Raw genomic sequence first — 20,894 nt, 5'->3', positions numbered from 1 at the left:
TAAAATTGTGATTATAATGTGAGCTAATTAATAATATTAGGATTTTTATTTTTTATGACTAACTAAAGTCATTTATCAAAATTTTAGTTTTAGTTTTTTTATTTTGGAGGAAGCAGCCCATTTAGGGCTGCTTTTTTTATTGGTACGAAAACAAAGATTCTAAGCCATTTTTTACATTTCAAATTTTATTAAATGCCCAAATACTCTATATTTGTAATTCAAAAAATAAAAACGAATACCTTAATATGAAATTACTAGAAGGAAAAGTAGCAATCATTACAGGCGCTAGCCGCGGAATTGGTAAGGGAATTGCAGAAGTTTTTGCTAAACACGGAGCAAATGTAGCATTTACATATAGTTCATCTGCTGCATCTGCAGAAGCTCTTGAAGCTGAGTTAAATGCATTAGGAGTAAAAGCAAAAGGATATCAGTCAAACGCAGCTGATTTTAACGAAGCGCAGACTTTTGTTGATGCTGTTTTAGCTGATTTTGGAACTGTAGATATTCTTATCAATAATGCCGGAATTACAAAAGACAACCTTTTAATGCGTATGTCTGAAGCCGATTTCGATCAAGTAATTGATGTTAACTTGAAGTCAGTTTTCAATATGACGAAAGCTATTCAAAAAACTTTCTTGAAACAACGTGCTGGTTCTATTATCAATATCAGTTCAGTAGTGGGAGTTTCTGGAAATGCAGGACAAACAAACTATGCAGCATCAAAAGCAGGAGCAATTGGATTCACAAAATCAGTAGCTCTTGAATTAGGGTCTCGTAATATTCGTTGTAACGCAATTGCACCAGGATTCATCGAAACTGAAATGACTGCAAAATTATCAGAAGATGTAGTAAAAGGATGGAGAGAAGGTATTCCTTTAAAACGTGGAGGAACGCCAGAAGATGTAGCAAACGCTTGTCTATTCTTAGCTTCTGATATGAGTGCATACGTTACAGGACAAGTTCTTAACGTTTGCGGAGGAATGCTAACCTAACGTACTGAGGTACTAAGCAGCAAACGTTCAAAGATTTTAGTATTCAGTATATTCTGATTCTAGGATATAACTGAACACTTTTTTAAATCTGAAGACTGTAAACTGATACTGAATACTAAATTATGACTACAAACACAATTCTTTTATTATTACTTTCTTTAGTAATAGCGGGTGGTTTGTCGTATTTTCAATATTTTTTCAAAGCCAAAAACAAATCAAATCTGATTTGGTTTTTGGCTTTTTTACGTTTTCTTGCGATTTTCGGATTACTGGTATTGTTGATAAACCCAATAATTTCTAAAAGCTCGCTTGAAATAACCAAAACTCCTTTGGCAATTGCTGTAGATAATTCAAGCTCAATAACAGCATTAAAATCAGATAAAAAAGCAGCCGAACTATATCAGAAATTAATCTCAAATCCTGCATTAAAGGAAAAATTTGACATTCAATCCTATCAATTCGATGCCGATTTTAAAACATCTAATAAATTTGATTTTAAAGGAAATCAAACCAATTTAGATGAAGTTGCTAAGAATTTAAAAAGCATTAATAAAAACCTGACTTTTCCAACCGTAATAATTACCGATGGAAATCAGACTACAGGAAACGATTATGTATATCGTTTTGATCCTGCTAATAAAGTTTATCCTTTGGTTGTGGGAGATACAACCACTTTTTTTGATTTAAAAATCAATCAGTTAAACGTAAACAAATACGCTTTTCATAAAAATAAATTTCCTGTCGAAGTATTTTTGCAATATGCAGGAACCAAACCAACAACTGCCAATTTTACAATTTCGCAAGGGAATTCAGTGGTAGCCAGAGAAAAAGTTTCTTTCTCACCATCAAAAAAAACAGCTTCTTTAAATTTACTTTTACCTGCTGATAAAGTAGGATTGCAGATTTTTAGAGCCAATATTTCTTCTGGAGCAAAAGAGAAAAATTCATATAACAATATCAAAAATTTTGCGGTTGAAATTATCGATCAAAAATCTACAATTGCAATCGTTTCTTCCATAAATCATCCAGATATTGCCGCATTAAAACGTTCTATAGAAGTTAATGCGCAACGTAAAGTAATTTTGGTTAAACCAAATGATATTAGTCAGTTACAAGAAGCTTCTGTTTTAGTTTTGTATCAGCCAACAACTGCTTTTAGACAAGTTTTTGAAAACAACAAAGCTGCTGGAAGAAACATGTTTATTATAACTGGAAACAGTACAGATTTTAACTTTCTGAATCAACAGCAGAATAACCTGATCTTTAAAATGAGTGGACAAATTGAAGATTATTTGTCTGAATTTCAATCACAGTTTAATTTATTTGCCATTGATAATATAGGTTTTGAAAATTTCCCGCCATTACAAAATGCTTTTGGAACAATAACAACAAACGGAGATGTATCTGTTTTACTTTCGTCCAAAATAAGAAATGTTTCTACAAATGCACCATTATTGGCTTTTGCCGAAAATCAAGGAAAAAGAACCGCTTTTCTTTTAGGGGAAAACAGCTGGAAATGGCGTTTGCAAAGTCATGTCGACAATCAATCATTTGAAAAATATGATGTTTTTGTAGATAAAATAATTCAGTATTTAGCAACTTCTGCTTCTAAAAAATCATTGGTGGTCACACATGAAAACTTCTATAATTCAGGAGATGAAATTGTAATCAATGCGCAGTATTTCAATAAAAATTATGAGTTTGACGAAAAAGCAAGATTAACCATTTCGGTTACAAATGCTGAAACCAAACAAAGTAAAAATTACGATTTATTAAAAGGAAATAATTCGTTTTCAGTAAACCTTGACGGATTAACAGCTGGAAAATACAATTTTACGGTAAAAGAATTAAATTCAAATACTTCATATTCCAGTCATTTTGAGATTTTAGACTTTGATATAGAAAAACAATTTGTAAATCCTGATGTTTTAAAACTCAAACAATTGGCTTTACAAACCAACGGAAAAGCTTTCTTTGAAAACCAAGCAGAAGATTTGATTAATACACTTTTAGAAAATAAAGAATACAAATCGATCGAAAAAAATGTGACCAGTAAAACTCCAATAATTGACTGGGTTTGGTTACTGATTTTAATTGCAGTTTTATTAACAACCGAATGGTTTGTTAGAAAATATAATGGATTGCTTTAATTAAGAAGATTCAGAGAGCGATAAAACTTCAAAGTTTTGCAACCTGAAACATCAAACTTGAAACAAAAAATAAATTATGGATTTCAGGCTAAAAGTATTTTACACCGTTGCACTTCGTCTCAACTTTACTAAGGCTGCAACTGAATTGTATATTACACAGCCTGCCGTTTCAAAACATATTCAAGAACTTGAAGAAGCTTATAAAACCAAGTTATTTGAACGTAATGGCTCTAAAATCGCTTTAACTCTTGCCGGAGAAATTCTTTTAAAACATACCAAAGAAATCTTTGAAATTTACCGTGAAATAGATTTCGAAATGAGTTCTTTTATCAGTGAACGTCAAGGATTATTAAGGCTTGGAGCCAGTACAACTATCTCGCAGTATATCATTTCTCCCGTTTTAGCTCGTTTCCATCAAAAACAAAAAGATATAAAAGTCAATTTATTGAACGGGAATACAGAGCAGATTGAAAATGCTTTGATTAACAAAGAAATAGAAATAGGAATTGTTGAAGGACAATCTAAAAATCAATCTATAAAATACATTCCATTTTTAAAAGACGAATTAGTTCTGGTTTGCAGTAATAAAAATCCGTTTGCTAAGAAGAATGAAATCTCAGTAAATGATTTAAAATCAATGAAGTTCATCACCCGCGAACGTGGATCAGGAACACTTGAAGTTATAGAATTTGCTCTAAAAAACATAAATTTAAAACTTTCTGATTTAGAGATTGAAATGCAGTTGGGAAGCACAGAAAGTATAAAATCTTATTTGCTAAATTCTGACTGTTTTGCTTTTATGTCCATTCACGCAGTAAGCAAAGAATTGAAAAATAAAGAATTGATTGTTTTGGATGTAGAGAATATGGCAATTGAAAGATACTTTTACATCATTACTTTATTAGGAAAATCAGATCCTTTATCAGAATTGTTTATTCAGAATATATCATCTCATTATAACTTGAAGTTATAGCGGATTGTATTTTACGATTGGCGAATCACACATAAACATCAGAACTTTGCAGGGTAATTATACATTATCCTATTTTGAAAACAAGTCAGCACGTAGCATCACAATTATTTGAAATTAATCATTATTTACAGCGGGCAATTTTTATTGTTATACTATTGCTGTGTTTCGCTTCGATAATTTCTCCTCCAGTTGCCTTGTTAATTGGAGTGGTAATGGTAAATGTATTTGGAAATCCATTTATCGAATTCAATCATAAAGCAATCACGTTTTTACTGCAATTTTCTGTGGTAGGTCTTGGTTTTGGAATGAATGCATCAAACGCATTTTCTGCTGGAAAAGAAGGTTTTGTATTAACTATAGCTTCTATTTTCAGTACACTGATTTTTGGTTTTCTGTTGGGAAAATGGCTCAAAACGGAGAAAAATACATCGCATTTAATTTCATGCGGAACTGCAATCTGCGGCGGAAGTGCTATTGCAGCGATATCTCCAGTGATTAAATCTAATGAAAACCAAACTTCAATAGCTTTGGGTGTGATTTTCATACTGAATTCTATTGCATTATTTGCTTTCCCATTTATTGGGCATCAGCTTGGTTTGTCACAAAAAGATTTCGGAATATGGTGCGCCATTGCAATTCACGATACAAGTTCGGTAGTAGGTGCAGCCAATAAATACGGAGCCGAAGCTTTACAAATCGCCACAACTGTAAAATTAGCAAGAGCTTTATGGATTATTCCCATCTCACTTTTAACCGCTGTAATTTTTAAAAACAAAAGCAGTAAAATCAAAATTCCGTATTTTATTGGATTGTTTATATTGGCAATGCTTCTGAATTCATATGTTCCCAAAGTTTCAGTTTTTGCCCCTTATGTGGTAAATGTTGCTAAAATCGGATTGACTATAACACTGTTTTTAATTGGGGCAACATTAAATATAAATACTTTAAAATCAGTAGGAGTGAAGCCTTTATTGCAGGGAATTTTTCTTTGGATTTTTATTGCAGCTTTAGCGTTAGTATCAATTCTTTATTTTGGTTGATTATTTTACGTTTGAAAATTTCACAACAGGTTTATCAATCAATTTATATGATTTTCCCTTAAACGAAAAACGTCGTTCAATTTCAAAATTAAATGATTTTTTTGTTTTTCCCATTTCTGCTATTTCCTCAGGAAATTCAACATCAAAATCATCTTTAGCTCTGGCAGCTTTGTTGTATGATCCTTTTGTTTTAATAATAATATCTCTAAAATGCTTTTTAGCAGAATCATTTACAACTGTATACGATCCTGACCATGAAATAAAGGAAGAATTCGTTAACTGATAATTATTAGCTTCTAAAATTGGCTGGTATTTGCCATCAAAACCTGCAACAAGATAAAGATAACCTTCGTAAGCACCGCCAGCGCCGCCATTTGCATGTATTAACGTAAAAGCAAATTGATCTTCTCCAATTTCAACTAGTTTTGGCGTTGGAGATTGAGCAAAAGCTCCAAATGCAGCAACAGCAGGCTGAAATGATCTCATTTCCCAGACATTACCATTTTTGGCAAATTTGGCTAAACCAAGCAAACCGCCAGAAAAACGTCCGGTTTGTAAACCATCTTCGTCATGAACAGAATGATTGAAAGCTAATATTTTGAATTGATTTCCCTTTGAATCAGAATAATCAATATTGGCTAAAAGTCTTGTGGCGACACCATCGGTATAAGGAAATAACTGGTCACCTTCCACACCGTTTACATCTAGAAAAGTTGAAGGTTTACATGATTGGCACTTCCAGCTTATAAAAGTATTTTTATCAGAAAAACGATTTAAACTTCCAGGAAATAACTTCTGCATTGTTTTAACACCATCCAGCGGATCAGCGATTTTAAGAATTCTCTTTGGATTTAGAATAGTGTCACTAACATTTTTAAGTTTTATGTCGGCTTCTTGGGCGAAACAGAAAAAAGAAGTAAGCAAAACAAAGCTTAGTATAATAGGGCGCATAAAATGGTATTTATAAAAACAAAGATAAAGAAAATGATTGTTAATGTGAACTTATGCTGCTTATGGGGTTTAAAAATCATAAAAAACTAAATTACCATAAACTAAACACGGTTGTTTTGAATTTTCCTTAAATATAGTAAGTTTGTATCCTAATAAAGTACAAAAATGAAAAACTTCAAAATGAGGCCAAAATTAATCACGTTCTGTGCATTAATTATTGGTTTTTTTACCTTGTCATGGGGAATTGTAGGCCATGAACGTATTAACAAAGCAGCTGTAATGGCTTTACCTAAACCTCTTCAGGTTTTCTTTTACAATCACATTGATTTTATTACTCAGGAAGCTTCTGTTCCTGATATTCGTAAATATGCATTAAGCTACAAAGAAGAAGGTCCAAGACATTATTTTGATATGGAAAACTTTGGCGATGCAAGCAGTTATCCGCAGACATTGGAAGAAGCAAAACAAAAATATGATGCTAAATTTTTGAGCGACAACGGCATCTTGCCTTGGTATATTGAAGATATGATGGCCAAATTAACTAAAGCATTTAAAGATAAAAACCGAGCTGAGATTTTATTTCTTGCTGCCGATTTAGGTCATTATGTTGGAGATGCCCATATGCCGCTGCATACTTCTGCCAATCACGACGGACAATTAAGCGATCAGAAAGGAATTCACTCACTTTGGGAAAGCAGATTGCCAGAGTTATTTGTTAAAAACTACAAATTAAATGTTCCTGAAGCACAATACTATCCTGATGTGCATAAAGCAGTTTGGGATATGATTAATGATACTCACAGCTTAGCACAACCATTATTAGATATTGATAAAAAACTAAGAACTTCAACTCCAGAAAATGAAGTGTTTAAAATGGATGCTGAAGGGAAAATTCAGAAGAGCAAATACAATACAGCTGTTTTCTCTGATAAATATGCTGAAAAATTACACAAAGACTTAAACGGAATGGTGGAAAGCCAAATGAAGAAAGCAATTTCTGCAACAGCAAGTTTTTGGTATACTGCTTGGGTAAATGCTGGAAAACCTGATTTAAGTGATTTAGATGCAGCATCAGTTACACAAAGAAACAATCAATCTTTAAAAGATGATTTAAAATTATTTCAAAGCGGAGATCTTTTCGGAATGAAAAATCAAAACGACTAAATAAAAGTCTTCAGTCTCCGTTTTTAGTTTTCAGTTTAGGAGATTAAAACTTAAAACCCTCAAATTCTATAAGAACTTGAGGGTTTTTAATTAATAAATCCTTCGCAAGAATGATCAAATATGATGTTTAGTCTTTTGCATATAACTTACCGTTTTTAGCTCTCGAACTTAAATCATTGAACTGGTATTCTTTTTCTTTTAATAAATAAGAAGCTGATTGATAATAAGAAACGGTTTGATTAACCAAATCAGTTTTTTGTGACTTCAAAGGAATTTCATCATAATAAATCTGGCATTCTGGTGAAACGTTATCCTTCGGATTTAGTTTTAACTCAAACTGTTTTATTTGTTGTTTCGGTGATAAAATGGTTAGTACATTGTCTTTTATAAGCCCTAAATCCTGATAAGTTGCAATAAATGCTCTTGGCTGATAATCTGCTTTAAAAACATCATGTCCATAGAATTTACTTTCGTAATCAAAATTAAGTAAACCAAAAAGAGTGGGCATGAGATCAATTTGTGACATTAATTTTGAATACTTTTCAGGTTTCATATCTGGACTGAAAATTAAAGCTGGAATTCTGTATTTATCCAGCGGAAGTTGAGTTTTTCCGGCACTCGAAGCACAATGATCGGCTACGATTACAAAAACGGTATTTTTATACCACGGTTGTTTTTCGGCCATTTCAAAGAATTTTCTTAAAGCATAATCTGTATATTTTACACCGCCGTCACGAGATTTAATGTTTCCTGGAATATCAATTTTATTTTCAGGATACGTAAATGGTCTATGATTGCTTACCGTCATAATATGATTAAAGAATGGCTTGTTTTCTTTAGATTCGGCATTCATCACATTAATAGCTTTGTGGTACATATCTTCGTCACAGACACCCCAAACATTCGAAAATGTAATTTCTTCAGGTTTGAAACTCGATTTGTCTACAATCTGATAACCATTTCCAGAATAAAAATCCTGCATGTTGTCGAAAAAAGCATCACCGCCGTAAAGGAATTTCACATTATATCCTTTTTGTTTAAAAACTGCTCCTGTAGAAAATTTGTTTTTATTGTCTTCTCTTTTTACCACGCTTTCCCCAGCAGTTGGAGGCAGACACAAAGTTACCGCTTCAAGTCCGCGTACAGTTCTGTTTCCTGCCGCGTATACATTCGTAAAAACAAGGCTTTTTTGTGATAAGCTGTCTAAAAACGGAGTAATATTTTGAGTATTGCCATACATTTTCATAAAATCGGCACTTAGACTTTCAATGGTAATTAAAACAACATTTTTTCGATTTTCTGTTGAATCATTTTTAATTTGCTGTACGGTATTTTCTCCAGTAATTGATGGCATCTGCTGTTTTAGAATAGCAAAAGCTTTTTGTTCCGGCATTGTTTTGTAAAACTCGAAATAATCTAATTTGCTATTTTGAAACGCTAAATAAAATTTATATAATCCGTTCGATTGTAATTCATTAACAAAAACATTTTTAGAATTTTCTGTTTTTGCCAAATCTGGAATTGCAATTAATGAAACTAAAAACAAACCAATATAAAGAATGCTTATTTTTAACTTCTCACGGAAACTTGGAATAGCGGTTAAATAATTTTTAGAACTTTTTACAATAAAATAAGTAATAACAGCTGTTATAAGAAATAATGCTGAAAAAATGGGAACTACTGGGTACGACTGCATGATGTTTCCAATAACTTCATTGGTGTAAATAAGATAGTTTACCGCAATAAAGTTGTATTTTACTCCAAATTCGTTCCAGAAAAAATATTCACTTAAACCATTTTGAAGAATAAGCAAAACATACAGGAAAATCACAAAAACAAAAAGACCAAACCTAATTTTGCTTCTTAACTGCGGAAGAAATAATAAAGCTGCAAAAAGTACTGTTTTAATTCCGATAAAAATCATGACAATTTTAGGCAAAGCCCCGCCATATTCATCAAAAATGCTTTTTCCTGACGCGGCATAAATAAACAAACCGCATAAAAATGCCAGAATGATGTAACCAGTTGGTTTATTGTATTTAGAATTAGAAATAAAAATCAAATACAGCCAAAGAAAACCGCTGGCAATTATAAATACGAAGAAATCAGAAATTAATCCTAAACTAAAGATTTTCAGGCTTTCAGAAAAAGTAAATGAAGTCTGTGTTATAGGATGAAAGAAAAGAACAATTCGCAATATAAAACTGATCACAAAGTAAAAAATCGCAAGATTGTAAAAAGGTGAAAGTTTTTTGTAAAAATCCATCTGAATATTTTTTTACAAAATTACTTTTGAAAGATTAATTTCAGATTAAGCTGAACTTTGACTTCACTTAACGCTATCTTAATATTTGCTTAAGGTGGTGATTTTCTGTAGATTTAAATTTTAGCTGTCATTCTTTAAAATTTCTATCTTTGATAATTGAAATCAAGAGTTGATCTTAACTAAATATAAAAAATGCATATTTTAATAGTAGAAGACGAATTAGGAATTGTTCAGTTTTTAAAACAAGGCCTTCAGGAAGAAGGATATGAAATAACCACAGCAAATGATGGTTCTAAAGGCTTTGAATTAATTCAAAATCAGAAATTTGACTTGATTTTATTAGATTGGATGCTGCCTAAAATTAACGGACTGGATTTATGCAAAGCCATACGTGTAAAAGACGAAACGACTCCAATTATTTTTTTAACCGCAAAAGATACTGTTCAGGAAACTATTGAAGGATTGAAAGCTGGAGCTAACGATTATATCAAGAAACCTTTTAGTTTTGAAGAACTTGTTGAACGTATAAAAGTACATTTTAGAACCAAAAAACGAACTGAAACGCTCACGCTTGGTACTATAACTATCGATTTATCTAAACATTTGATACTTAAAAGCGGAGAAGAAGTTTCGCTTACGCAGAGAGAATTTGAACTTTTGACTTATTTAGTCCAGCATAAAGGGAAAGTATGTACCCGAAACCAGATTTTAAAAGACGTTTGGGAAATTTATTTTGAATATGATACGGGTGTAATCGACGTTTTTATAAACGCTATTCGAAAAAAACTCAATCTTAAAATTGAAGAAGATTACATAAAAACAGTTCGAGGCATCGGATATATAGCAAACGATTTGTAATGACACAGCTTTCCTTTAAAAACAGAATTGCACTAAACTACATTATTACTACAGGATTGTTGGTTTTAGCAGTGTTTTCGGCTATTTATATTATTGTTCGACTAACGGTTTATAATCATATTGATGAAAATCTTTTAATAGAAGTCCGTGATCATCTTAGTGAAATCAGAGTTGAAAAGAAAGCGGTTATTTTGATGGATGCCGAAGAATGGGAAGAACGTGAGCACAATTCGGTTGATGTTAATCCAGTTTTTGTTCAGTTTTTAGACTTGAACAAGAAAATAATTGAGAAATCGCCTAATTTAAAAAATGAAAAACTGGTATTTCATGAAGGAAAATCAGGTTTTGAACTTTTTGACACTAAATTATTAGACAATAAAATCAGGCAGATTCAGGTGCCGCTTCACATAAAATCAAAAAAAATAGGATATTTGATTATTGCAATGTCCTTATCTGATTCTACGCAGGTTTTAGAAAATCTTTTAGACACACTTTTAATTACATTTCCAATTATCCTTTTATTGCTCTTTTTTATAGCAAGATTTTTGGCTGGAAGAAGTATAAGTCCAATAAATGAGATCATCAATACTTCAAAAATTATTACAAAGGATAACTTGAAAACCAGAATTCCACTTCCTAAAACACGAGATGAATTGTTTGTGCTTTCAACTACAATCAACAATTTATTAAATCGGATAGAAGACGCAATCGATCGCGAAAAACAATTTACTTCAGACGCTTCGCATGAGCTTAGAACACCGCTGACTGTAATTAAAGGAACACTTGAAGTATTAATACGTAAACCTAGAGATAGTAAAGAATACGAAGAAAAAATAAATTATTGCATTAACGAAGTTGATCATTTAAATTCATTGGTAGATCAGCTTTTGATGATGGCTCGTTTTGAAAATCAAAAACAAAATATTCTAAAAGAAAACGTGTATTTGAATGCCGTTATTTTAGATGTTTTGAAGCTGAATTCTGAGAAGATAAAGTCTGGAAAAGTTAACGTCGTATTAGATGCTTCAGAGGATTTTTATACCTATTCAGATAATTATTTAGTGGTTACGATTCTTCGAAATATAATTTCAAACGCCGTGAAATATTCGAAGAAAAATAGTGAAATTAAAATATCATTATTAAGAAAGGAAAATAAAATATATTGTGTCGTTTTGGATCAGGGAATTGGAATTGCTAAAAAAGATTTAGAATCGATTTTAAATCCGTTTTTCAGATCAGATTCTTTAAATCATTCTGATATTAAAGGAACTGGATTAGGTTTGTTTATCGTAAAAAGAATGACAGATTTACTTCAGATTGATTTTGAAATAGAAAGCGAAATAGGTGTTGGAACCAAAGTTTTACTGGGGTTTGAAGAATATCAGAAAGTGTTAAAATGATTCAAAAAATAGCATTTCAAATGACTGTGAAATTGTTTTTTAACAATAAACTATCGTTAAGTTAAAATAAAAATTGCTTTTTTATAATTTTATCTATTATATTTGCAAACGAATCAAAGAATTATAAAATAAACCGAACAATGATTTCAAATCAATTACATCATCATCATTTACATTATTGCTCTCAAGCGATGTGTTAATGGTATGTGTGTAAATCATCATATTTTAAAACCCGTTTGAGTACATCAAACGGGTTTTTTTATGCCAATTCTTTGTACTCAAACTATTAATCAAACAACAACTAAAAAATGAGTACTTTAAAAATTGCAATTCAAAAATCAGGTCGTTTAAACGAAGACAGCATTCAGATCCTGAAAGACTGTGGTATTTCAATCAACAACGGAATCGACCAGTTAAAAGCCGAAGCTTCAAATTTTCCTCTAGAAGTTTTATATCTTAGAAATTCAGATATTCCTCAATATCTGATCGATGGAGTAGTAGATTTAGCAATCGTTGGCGACAATCTTCTAGTAGAAAAAGGAAAAGGAATTGAAGTCGTTCAAAAATTAGGATTCTCGAAATGTAAAGTTTCAGTAGCAGTTCCAAAAACTTTCGAATACAACTCTATTCAGGATTTAGCCAATCTTCGTATTGCAACTTCATACCCAAATACGGTTACTGAATATTTTAATAAATTTGGTCTAAAAGTAGATATCCACCAGATTTCCGGTTCTGTAGAAATCGCTCCTAATATTGGTCTTGCAGATGCAATTGTAGATATCGTTTCAAGTGGTAGTACATTGTTTAAAAACAACTTAAAAGAAGTTGAAGTAATCTTGAAAAGTGAAGCTGTTTTAGCGGTTTCTCCAAAAGTTTCTCCCGAAATCCAAAAACACATTGATACTTTAAAATTCAGAATTCAAGCGGTTTTAAGAGCTCGAAATTCAAAATATATTTTGATGAATGTTCCAAACGACAAAATTGATGCTGTTGGAAAAATTCTTCCAGTTTTGAGAAGTTTAACGGTTCTTCCGCTGGCACAAGAAGGTTGGAGCAGTGTTCACTCCGTAATCGACAAAGATACTTTCTGGGACGTAATCGATCAATTAAAAGAAGTAGGTGCAGAAGGAATTTTAGTTTGCCCAATTGAGAAAATGGTACTGTAAAAGAAAATTTCAATTTTTAAATTCCAAATCCCAAGGATAGTGTTGGAATTTGGAATTTTAGAAATTTGGAATTTAATATGAAATATTATGAATAAAATAGATAATCCAAAACCAGATACTTGGTCTGAAATATTAAAAAGACCAACCCAAACAATTGATGATATTGAAGTTACTGTAAAAGAAATCTTCAAAGAAGTTCAGAAAAAAGGAGATGAAGCTGTAACAAAATACACTTCGATTTTCGATGGGATTTCGTTAGACAATTACGAAGTTTCGCAAGAGGAAATCAAAGAAGCGATTAGTTTAATTCCAAATGAATTAAAAGAAGCTATTCAACTAGCAAAAAACAATATTTATAAATTCCACAGTGCACAAAAAACTAACAGAATTGAAGTTGAAACTATAGAGGGAGTAAACTGCTGGCAGGAAAAAAGACCCATTCAGAAAATAGGTTTATACATTCCGGGTGGAACAGCGCCTTTGTTTTCGACGGTGTTAATGCTGGCTGTTCCAGCAGAAATTGCAGGCTGTAAAGAAATTGTATTGTGTTCGCCGCCAGACAAAAAAGGAAAAATTAATCCAGCGATTTTATATGCAGCCGATTTATGCGGTGTAACTAAAATTATAAAAGCAGGTGGAATTCAAGCAATTGCAGGAATGACTTTCGGGACAAAATCTATTCCGAAAGTGTATAAAATATTTGGACCAGGAAATCAATTTGTAACGGTAGCAAAACAATTGGCAACACAATTCGGAGTCGCGATTGATATGCCTGCCGGTCCTTCAGAATTATTAATTGTAGCCGATGACACTGCAGTTCCTGCTTTCGTAGCTTCTGATTTGCTTTCTCAGGCAGAACACGGAACAGATAGTCAGGTAATTTTGGTTTCTACTTCAAAAAAACTCATTAATGAAGTTGAAAATGAAGTTCAGTCTCAATTAGAAGTGCTTCCAAGAAAAGCTATCGCAGAGAAAGCAATCGAAAATTCAAAATTAATTTATGTTGAAAGCGATCAAATAGCTTTGGATTTAATTAATGAATACGGACCTGAACACTTTATAATCTGCTCTCAATATGATGATTTCTACTGTAACGGAATCGTAAATGCAGGTTCTGTTTTTATTGGAAATTACACTCCTGAAAGTGCAGGCGATTATGCATCTGGAACCAATCATACCTTACCGACAAATGGTTATGCCAAGAATTACAGCGGTGTGAATCTGGATAGTTTTATGAAATCAATGACATTCCAAAAAATCTCTGAAAAAGGAATTCAAAACATCGGAAAAGCAATTGAAACAATGGCAGAAGCCGAAGGTTTGCAAGCGCACAAAAATGCAGTGACATTACGTTTGGAGTCCTGCGAGGTTTTGAAAACCTCGTAGGTTTAAAATATTACGGCAATAAATATAATACCTAAGGTTTTGAAAACCTTGCAGGACATAAAAAATAAAACAATGAATACCTTCGATATAAATACAATAACGCGTGAAAACGTAAAAACTTTAAAGCCATACTCTTCTGCAAGAGATGAGTTTGAAGATTTTGACACAGCCGAAATGATTTTTTTGGATGCCAACGAAAATCCGTTTCAAAATGGAGTAAATCGTTATCCAGATCCGCAGCAGAATTCGGTTAAAGCCATTTTAGCTAAAAATAATTTGACAAAACAAAGCCAGATTTTATTAGGAAACGGAAGCGATGAAGTTCTAGATTTGCTTTTTAGAGCATTCTGCGAACCGAATAAAGACAATATTATTTCATTGCCGCCAACATACGGAATGTATGGTGTTTTGGCAAATATTAATGCGGTCGAAAATAGAGAAATTTTACTATCAGCAGATTTTCAGCCACAAGTTGAAAAAATTCTGGAAGCTGTTGACGAGAATACTAAAATCATTTTTTTATGTTCGCCAAATAATCCAACAGGAAACTCTTTTTCAGATGAAAGCGTGGTAAAATTGCTTCAAAACTTTAAAGGCTTAGTGGTGATCGATGAAGCTTATATTGACTTTTCGGATAAAGAAAGCTGGCTGGTAGAAATTGATGCTTATCCAAATTTGGTAATTACGCAAACACTTTCTAAAGCATATGGTTTGGCTGGAATTCGTTTAGGTATTTGTTACGCCTCTGAAGCCGTAATTTCAATTTTGAATAAAATCAAACCGCCTTACAATGTAAACGAATTAACACAGCAAAGAGCCATCGAGCGTTTAAAAGATTCTAATAAAATAAAACAAGAAATAGCTTCTATTATAGAACAAAGAGAGGAGTTGATTAAAGTTTTACTTGAAGTGAGTTTTGTTGAAAAAGTATATCCCACAGAAGCTAATTTTATCTTAGCAAAAGTGGATGACGCTAACAAAAGATACGATCAATTAATTGAAAAAGGAATCGTTATCAGAAACAGAACAACACAGCCTTTATGCGAAAATTGTCTTCGTTTTACCATCGGAACAAAAGAAGAAAATGAAGTTGTAATTAGAGAATTGAAGTCATTAAGCTAAAAATATATTAGCCACGAATTCACGAATTTTATTTAATTTTTGGCAATTAGTGCAATTAGCACATATGTCAAGGATTTTAAGTTGGAATAAATATAATTCGAGAATTCGTGGAAGAAAAATAAAACACATGAAAAAAGTACTTTTTATCGATCGTGATGGAACGATTGTTTTAGAACCTGAAAATTACCAATTAGACAGCTTAGAGAAACTAGAGTTTTATCCAAAAGCGTTTCAATATTTGGCTAAAATTGCTAATGAATTGGATTACGAATTGGCAATGGTAACCAATCAGGATGGTTTGGGAACGGATAGTTTTCCAGAAGATACATTTTGGCCAACACAGAATTTTATCCTAAAAGCATTTGAAAACGAAGGCGTTGTTTTTGATGAAATATTCGTAGACCGAACTTTTCCGGAAGAAAATGCACCAACACGCAAACCAAGAACCGGAATGCTGACAAAATATCTAAACAATCCTGAATATGATTTGGAAAACTCTTTTGTTTTAGGTGATCGTTTAACCGATGTAGAATTGGCTAAAAATCTTGGAGCAAAAGCTATTTTCATGAATATGACAGATGGAAATGGAAGCAATGAAATTTCGTCTAAACGTGACGAATTGAATGAGACAATCGCTTTACAGACCACTGATTGGAAAAGAATTTATGAGTTTCTGAAACTAGAAGCACGTTCAGCATCTATTACCAGAAAAACAAACGAAACAGATATTTACATCAACTTAAACCTTGACGGAACAGGAAAAAGCAAAATCGACACCGGAATTGCATTTTTCGATCACATGTTAGACCAAATCTCACGTCATGGTCAAATGGACTTAGAAATTACCGTAAAAGGCGATTTAGAAGTCGATGAACATCACACAATCGAAGATACTGCAATCGCTTTAGGAGAAGTTTTCGCGAAAGCATTAGGAAATAAACTAGGAATCGAGCGTTATGGGTTCTGTCTGCCAATGGACGATTGTTTAGCGCAGGCTGCAATTGACTTTGGAGGAAGAAACTGGCTGATCTGGGAAACGGAATTCAAACGTGAAATGGTAGGTAAAATGCCAACAGAAATGTTTTATCACTTCTTCAAATCCTTCACAGACGGGGCAAAAGCAAACTTAAATATCAAAGCAGAAGGAATCAACGAGCATCACAAAATTGAAGCAATTTTTAAAGCTGTCGCGAAAGCCATAAAAGTAGCCGTAAAAAGAGATACCGAAAAAATGATTTTGCCTTCAACGAAAGGAATGCTTTAAAATTTGTTTCAGGTTTCAAGTTCCATGTTGCACGTTTTGCTGAGTAACTTGAAACGTGAAATGTGAAACAAAAAAAAACTAGAAAACATGGACGCTAAAAAATTTGCTAAAGTTTGGATTGAATCTTGGAATTCTCATGATTTAAACGATATTATGAGTCATTATTCCGACGATCTTGAGATTACAACACCAATGATTAAATTGGCTGGAGGTATTGAAAGTGGTTCACTTTCTGGAAAAGAAAACGTAGCAGCTTATTGGAGGAAAGCACTATCGAAATTTCCAGATTTAAAGTTTGAATTGATTGACGTTACTTCAGGTGTAAATTCTGTTGCATTGTATTATAAATCAATAATGGATAAAAAAGCGGTTGAAGTTATGTTTTTTAATGAAGAAGGATTGGTGAACAAGATGATTGCTCATTACACTGATTTGTAGAGAAAAAATGTTTCAAGTTTTACGTTTCACGTTCTATTGCGCAACTTGAAACGTGAAACAAAAAAAACAAAAATTAAATGAAAATAGTAATTATAAATTACGGAGCGGGAAATATTCAGAGCATTATGTTTGCTATTGAAAGATTGGGCTTTAAAGCTGTTTTAAGTAATAATCCAGACGAAATTAAAGCTGCAGATAAAGTGATTTTTCCTGGTGTAGGCGAAGCGAGTTCAGCGATGACAAAACTTCGCGAAAGCGGATTAGACGGTTTGATTCCGCAGTTGAAACAGCCTGTTTTAGGAATTTGTTTGGGAATGCAATTGATGTGCAACAAAACAGAAGAAGGAAACACAACAGGTTTAGGCATTTTTGACGTTGACGTTTTGAAATTTTCAAACAACGTAAAAGTGCCTCAAATGGGATGGAATCAGATTTATGATTTAAAAACGGATTTGTTCAAAGATATTTCTGAAAATGAATTCATGTATTTGGTTCACAGTTTTTATGCGCCAAATTGCGAATATGCAGTCGCTAAAACCAAGTATGATCTTGAATACGCATCGGCTTTACAAAAAGATAATTTTTACGGAACGCAGTTTCACCCAGAAAAAAGCGGTGATGTTGGAGAGAAAATCCTTGGAAACTTCTTAAAAATGTAAATTCCAATTTTTAAATTCCAAATTCCAATTCAATAACAATTTCAAAAATCAATCAAATTTCAATTTTAGAAAAATCTAAAATCTAAAATCAGAAATCTAAAATAAACAAAATGAGAATAATACCAGCCATAGATATCATTGAAGGAAAATGCGTTCGTTTGTCCAAAGGTGATTATGATACCAAGATAATTTACAATGAAAACCCGCTTGAAGTGGCGAAATCATTTGAAGCACACGGAATCGAATATCTGCATTTAGTAGATCTTGACGGTGCAAAATCAAGCAAAATTGTCAATTATAAAATATTAGAACAAATTGCGACACAAACCAGTTTAAAAATTGATTTCGGCGGCGGATTAAAATCAGATGATGATTTGAGAATTGCTTTTGAAAGTGGTGCGAATCAAATCACAGGCGGAAGCATTGCGGTTAAAAACAGAGTGATCTTCGAAAAATGGATTTCAGAATACGGAACAGAAAAAATCATTTTAGGCGCAGATGCAAAAGATGAGAAAATTGCAGTTTCTGGCTGGTTAGAAGAATCAAATGAAGATTTGGTGCCGTTTATTCAGGATTACCAATCAAAAGGAATTCAGTATGTCATTTGTACTGATATTGCCAAAGACGGAATGCTTCAAGGACCGAGTTTTGATTTATACAGCAAAATTTTAGAAAATTGTAATGTCAAATCGAACGGAGTCGAGATTAAACTAATCGCTTCTGGAGGAATTTCAACTTTCGACGAATTGCCAAAATTAGCAGAATTAGGTTGTGAAGGAACTATCATAGGAAAAGCAATTTACGAAGGAAGAATCACGCTGAAACAACTGGAGGATTTTATAATTAGAAAATGAGAAAATTAGTCAATTAGATAATTATTTAGCAACTGCGTAAAATTATCTAATTGTCTAATTGTCAGATTGACACATTAAATATTAGAAAATTTGATAATTAGATAATTTATTCGTGACGAAAAATAATTATCTAATTGACTAATTATCTAATTAACACATTAAAAAAATGTTAGCAAAAAGAATTATACCTTGTTTAGATATCAAAAACGGAAGAACCGTAAAAGGCGTTAATTTTGTTGATTTACGTGATGCCGGTGATCCTGTGGAATTAGCTGCAATTTATTCGGCTGAAGGTGCGGATGAATTGGTTTTTCTGGATATTTCGGCAACTGAAGAAAGACGAAAAACGCTTGTAAAAATGGTGCGAAGCGTAGCGGAGAAAATCAATATTCCGTTTACGGTTGGCGGTGGCATTTCATCTGTAGAAGATGTTGATATTCTGCTGAATAATGGTGCAGATAAAGTCTCAATCAATTCATCGGCAGTTAAAAATCCGCAGTTGATTAACGATTTGGCTCAGAAATTCGGAAGTCAGTGCGTTGTGGTTGCAATAGACGCCAAACAAATTGACGGACAATGGATTGTGCATTTAGTTGGCGGAAAAGTACCGACAGAATTAAATTTATTCGATTGGGCTGTTGAAGTTGCAGAACGTGGCGCAGGAGAAATTTTATTCACTTCGATGGATAATGATGGCACTAAAAATGGTTTTGCAAACGAAGCTTTGGCTAAACTTTCAGAGTTGGTAAATATTCCCATTATTGCTTCGGGAGGTGCTGGAAATATACAGCATTTTGTAGATTCGTTTCAAGAAGGAAAAGCAGATGCAGCTTTGGCGGCAAGCGTTTTTCACTTTAAAGAAATCGAGATTAAGGCGTTGAAACAAGAATTAAGAAATAACAATATAGAAGTCAGAATTTAAAGAAATTCCAATTTTTAAATTACAAATTCCAATAATTTGAGTTTAGAAATTAAATCTAAAATCTGAAATCTAAAATCTAAAATTAAAATGGAAATCGATATCAAAAGTGCACACGGATTAATTCCGGCGATTATTCAGGATTCAGAGACAAAAAATGTTTTGATGCTGGGCTATATGAATGAAGAATCACTTCAAAAAACTATAGAAACGCAAAAAGTAACTTTCTTTAGCCGTTCTAAACAAAGGCTTTGGACAAAAGGCGAGGAGAGTGGTAATTTTTTAAACTTAGTGAGTATTAAAAATGACTGCGATGGCGATACGCTTTTGATTCAGGCAAAACCTGTTGGACCTACTTGTCATACGGGGGCAGACACTTGCTGGCAAGAACCAAATTCGGCTAATTATGGTTTCATTTCCCAGTTAGAAAACACGATTAAAACCCGTAGAGAAAATGCTGATTCTGAGCAAAGTTATGTAGCTTCATTATTTGCAAAAGGAATTAATAAAATAGCTCAAAAAGTCGGTGAAGAAGCTGTTGAAGTAGTTATTGAAGCCAAAGATTCTAACGATGATTTATTCCTTAGTGAAAGTGCTGATTTACTTTTTCATTATCTGATTTTATTACAAGCAAAAGGGTATCAATTAAATGATGTTGTGGAAGTTTTAAAGACACGTCAGAAGTAAATTATAAGTATTAAATAGTTTTCTAGAAGCTGTTTCCAAAAAGACAAATCAAATTTGATTTGTCTTTTTTATTTTGAACAATTTTAACGGAAAAGTATTGTTAAAAAATACGAAGTAACTTTCTTTATTCTTATTTTTGCAATAAAAAAAGTGGATATAGAACAAGTAAGAAAAGATTTTTTCGCCAAAAAAAAATTAACCGAAAACGAATTGGTCTTACTTTTTGAAAACCTTGTAGATAATTTTTTAGCAAAAGGAAAATTTGATCGCTCTCCAAAATCGTTTTAGAGTTACGAGATTTATAATGTTTTGAAGTTTAATTTATTAAAAAGTAATATTGAAATACCTGAAGAATTAAAGAGAAAAGCTCAGATAGTTTTTGCTTATGAATACAAAATAAACAGGAGAGAATTAAGAACTGGAGTATTGCTGGGGGTTCTAATGATATTTTTTGGTATTTTGGGCTATTTCAAATATCATGATGAATTTGGAACGGCATTAATCTTACTTGATGTCGCATTAGTTTTACAAGGTTTTATAATATTATTTAAACGAATAAATCAACTCTCTAATTTGCAGAAGATTGATTTAAATGACGATTAAAA

Annotated in this window: 19 protein-coding genes; 17 read left to right on the top strand and 2 right to left on the bottom strand. The window is 32.4% G+C overall.

Annotated features, from left to right (window positions below):
- Nucleotides 1-245: 245 nt before the first annotated feature.
- From fabG to J0383_RS23175, 4 genes are all read left to right on the top strand, one after another.
- Nucleotides 246-992 carry a 3-oxoacyl-[acyl-carrier-protein] reductase gene (gene fabG, locus J0383_RS23190; protein WP_091497713.1) on the top strand — a complete coding sequence of 249 codons (747 nt, stop codon included), beginning with the start codon at nucleotides 246-248 and terminating at the stop codon, nucleotides 990-992.
- A 122-nt stretch (nucleotides 993-1,114) separates the two neighbouring features.
- Nucleotides 1,115-3,142, top strand: a complete 2,028-nt coding sequence (locus J0383_RS23185) for a hypothetical protein (protein ID WP_207296322.1) — start codon at nucleotides 1,115-1,117, stop codon at nucleotides 3,140-3,142.
- 76 nt (nucleotides 3,143-3,218) lie between these two features.
- Nucleotides 3,219-4,115 (top strand): LysR family transcriptional regulator, encoded by an 897-nt coding sequence (locus tag J0383_RS23180; protein ID WP_207296321.1) that lies wholly within the window; start codon nucleotides 3,219-3,221, stop codon nucleotides 4,113-4,115.
- Nucleotides 4,116-4,189: 74 nt separating this feature from the next.
- Nucleotides 4,190-5,155, top strand: coding sequence for a YeiH family protein (locus tag J0383_RS23175; RefSeq protein WP_207296320.1), 966 nt, complete (start codon nucleotides 4,190-4,192; stop codon nucleotides 5,153-5,155).
- Here J0383_RS23175 and J0383_RS23170 read toward each other — a convergent pair whose 3' ends face one another.
- The gene (locus J0383_RS23170; protein WP_207296319.1) at nucleotides 5,156-6,106 is read right to left on the bottom strand and encodes a hypothetical protein; all 951 of its coding nucleotides are present in this window, start codon (nucleotides 6,104-6,106) and stop codon (nucleotides 5,156-5,158) included.
- A 165-nt stretch (nucleotides 6,107-6,271) separates the two neighbouring features.
- Between J0383_RS23170 and J0383_RS23165 the strand changes: the two genes are divergently transcribed.
- A complete protein-coding gene (locus tag J0383_RS23165; protein WP_207296318.1) occupies nucleotides 6,272-7,270 on the top strand; it encodes a zinc dependent phospholipase C family protein in 999 nt (332 codons plus the stop codon).
- A 127-nt stretch (nucleotides 7,271-7,397) separates the two neighbouring features.
- Here J0383_RS23165 and J0383_RS23160 read toward each other — a convergent pair whose 3' ends face one another.
- Nucleotides 7,398-9,536 carry an LTA synthase family protein gene (locus J0383_RS23160; protein WP_207296317.1) on the bottom strand — a complete coding sequence of 713 codons (2,139 nt, stop codon included), beginning with the start codon at nucleotides 9,534-9,536 and terminating at the stop codon, nucleotides 7,398-7,400.
- 192 nt (nucleotides 9,537-9,728) lie between these two features.
- On the opposite strand from J0383_RS23160, the gene J0383_RS23155 reads away from it, so the two are divergent.
- The 12 genes from J0383_RS23155 (at nucleotide 9,729) to J0383_RS23100 (ending at nucleotide 20,892) form a co-directional block, all read left to right on the top strand.
- Nucleotides 9,729-10,394 (top strand): response regulator transcription factor, encoded by a 666-nt coding sequence (locus J0383_RS23155; protein WP_207296316.1) that lies wholly within the window; start codon nucleotides 9,729-9,731, stop codon nucleotides 10,392-10,394.
- The gene (locus J0383_RS23150) at nucleotides 10,394-11,794 is read left to right on the top strand and encodes a HAMP domain-containing sensor histidine kinase (protein WP_207296315.1); all 1,401 of its coding nucleotides are present in this window, start codon (nucleotides 10,394-10,396) and stop codon (nucleotides 11,792-11,794) included. The genes J0383_RS23155 and J0383_RS23150 overlap by 1 nt, the downstream gene beginning before the upstream one ends.
- Before the next feature lie 308 nt (nucleotides 11,795-12,102).
- Nucleotides 12,103-12,960 carry an ATP phosphoribosyltransferase gene (gene hisG / locus J0383_RS23145; RefSeq protein ID WP_207296314.1) on the top strand — a complete coding sequence of 286 codons (858 nt, stop codon included), beginning with the start codon at nucleotides 12,103-12,105 and terminating at the stop codon, nucleotides 12,958-12,960.
- Between the two features lie 87 nt (nucleotides 12,961-13,047).
- Nucleotides 13,048-14,346 (top strand): histidinol dehydrogenase, encoded by a 1,299-nt coding sequence (gene hisD / locus J0383_RS23140; RefSeq protein ID WP_207296313.1) that lies wholly within the window; start codon nucleotides 13,048-13,050, stop codon nucleotides 14,344-14,346.
- A gap of 72 nt (nucleotides 14,347-14,418) precedes the next feature.
- Nucleotides 14,419-15,468, top strand: a complete 1,050-nt coding sequence (gene hisC / locus J0383_RS23135; protein ID WP_207296312.1) for a histidinol-phosphate transaminase — start codon at nucleotides 14,419-14,421, stop codon at nucleotides 15,466-15,468.
- A gap of 127 nt (nucleotides 15,469-15,595) precedes the next feature.
- Entirely contained in the window at nucleotides 15,596-16,732 is a 1,137-nt protein-coding gene (gene hisB, locus J0383_RS23130) for a bifunctional histidinol-phosphatase/imidazoleglycerol-phosphate dehydratase HisB (protein ID WP_207296311.1), read from the top strand.
- An 87-nt stretch (nucleotides 16,733-16,819) separates the two neighbouring features.
- Nucleotides 16,820-17,170: a nuclear transport factor 2 family protein gene (locus J0383_RS23125; protein ID WP_207296310.1), complete on the top strand. Its 351-nt coding sequence runs from the start codon at nucleotides 16,820-16,822 to the stop codon at nucleotides 17,168-17,170.
- 77 nt (nucleotides 17,171-17,247) lie between these two features.
- Nucleotides 17,248-17,829, top strand: a complete 582-nt coding sequence (hisH, locus tag J0383_RS23120) for an imidazole glycerol phosphate synthase subunit HisH (RefSeq protein ID WP_207296309.1) — start codon at nucleotides 17,248-17,250, stop codon at nucleotides 17,827-17,829.
- A gap of 110 nt (nucleotides 17,830-17,939) precedes the next feature.
- On the top strand, nucleotides 17,940-18,683 hold the full coding sequence (gene hisA, locus J0383_RS23115) for a 1-(5-phosphoribosyl)-5-[(5-phosphoribosylamino)methylideneamino]imidazole-4-carboxamide isomerase (RefSeq protein ID WP_207296308.1): 744 nt from the start codon (nucleotides 17,940-17,942) through the stop codon (nucleotides 18,681-18,683).
- 166 nt (nucleotides 18,684-18,849) lie between these two features.
- Nucleotides 18,850-19,605 carry an imidazole glycerol phosphate synthase subunit HisF gene (gene hisF, locus J0383_RS23110; protein WP_207296307.1) on the top strand — a complete coding sequence of 252 codons (756 nt, stop codon included), beginning with the start codon at nucleotides 18,850-18,852 and terminating at the stop codon, nucleotides 19,603-19,605.
- 87 nt (nucleotides 19,606-19,692) lie between these two features.
- Nucleotides 19,693-20,289 (top strand): bifunctional phosphoribosyl-AMP cyclohydrolase/phosphoribosyl-ATP diphosphatase HisIE, encoded by a 597-nt coding sequence (gene hisIE / locus J0383_RS23105; RefSeq protein ID WP_207296306.1) that lies wholly within the window; start codon nucleotides 19,693-19,695, stop codon nucleotides 20,287-20,289.
- Between the two features lie 309 nt (nucleotides 20,290-20,598).
- On the top strand, nucleotides 20,599-20,892 hold the full coding sequence (locus J0383_RS23100) for a hypothetical protein (protein ID WP_207296305.1): 294 nt from the start codon (nucleotides 20,599-20,601) through the stop codon (nucleotides 20,890-20,892).
- Nucleotides 20,893-20,894 lie beyond the last annotated feature (2 nt).

It is taken from the genome of Flavobacterium endoglycinae (assembly GCF_017352115.1).
In the GTDB taxonomy this organism is placed as follows: Bacteria; Bacteroidota; Bacteroidia; order Flavobacteriales; family Flavobacteriaceae; genus Flavobacterium; species Flavobacterium endoglycinae.
This window is presented reverse-complemented; position numbering and strand designations above follow the sequence as displayed.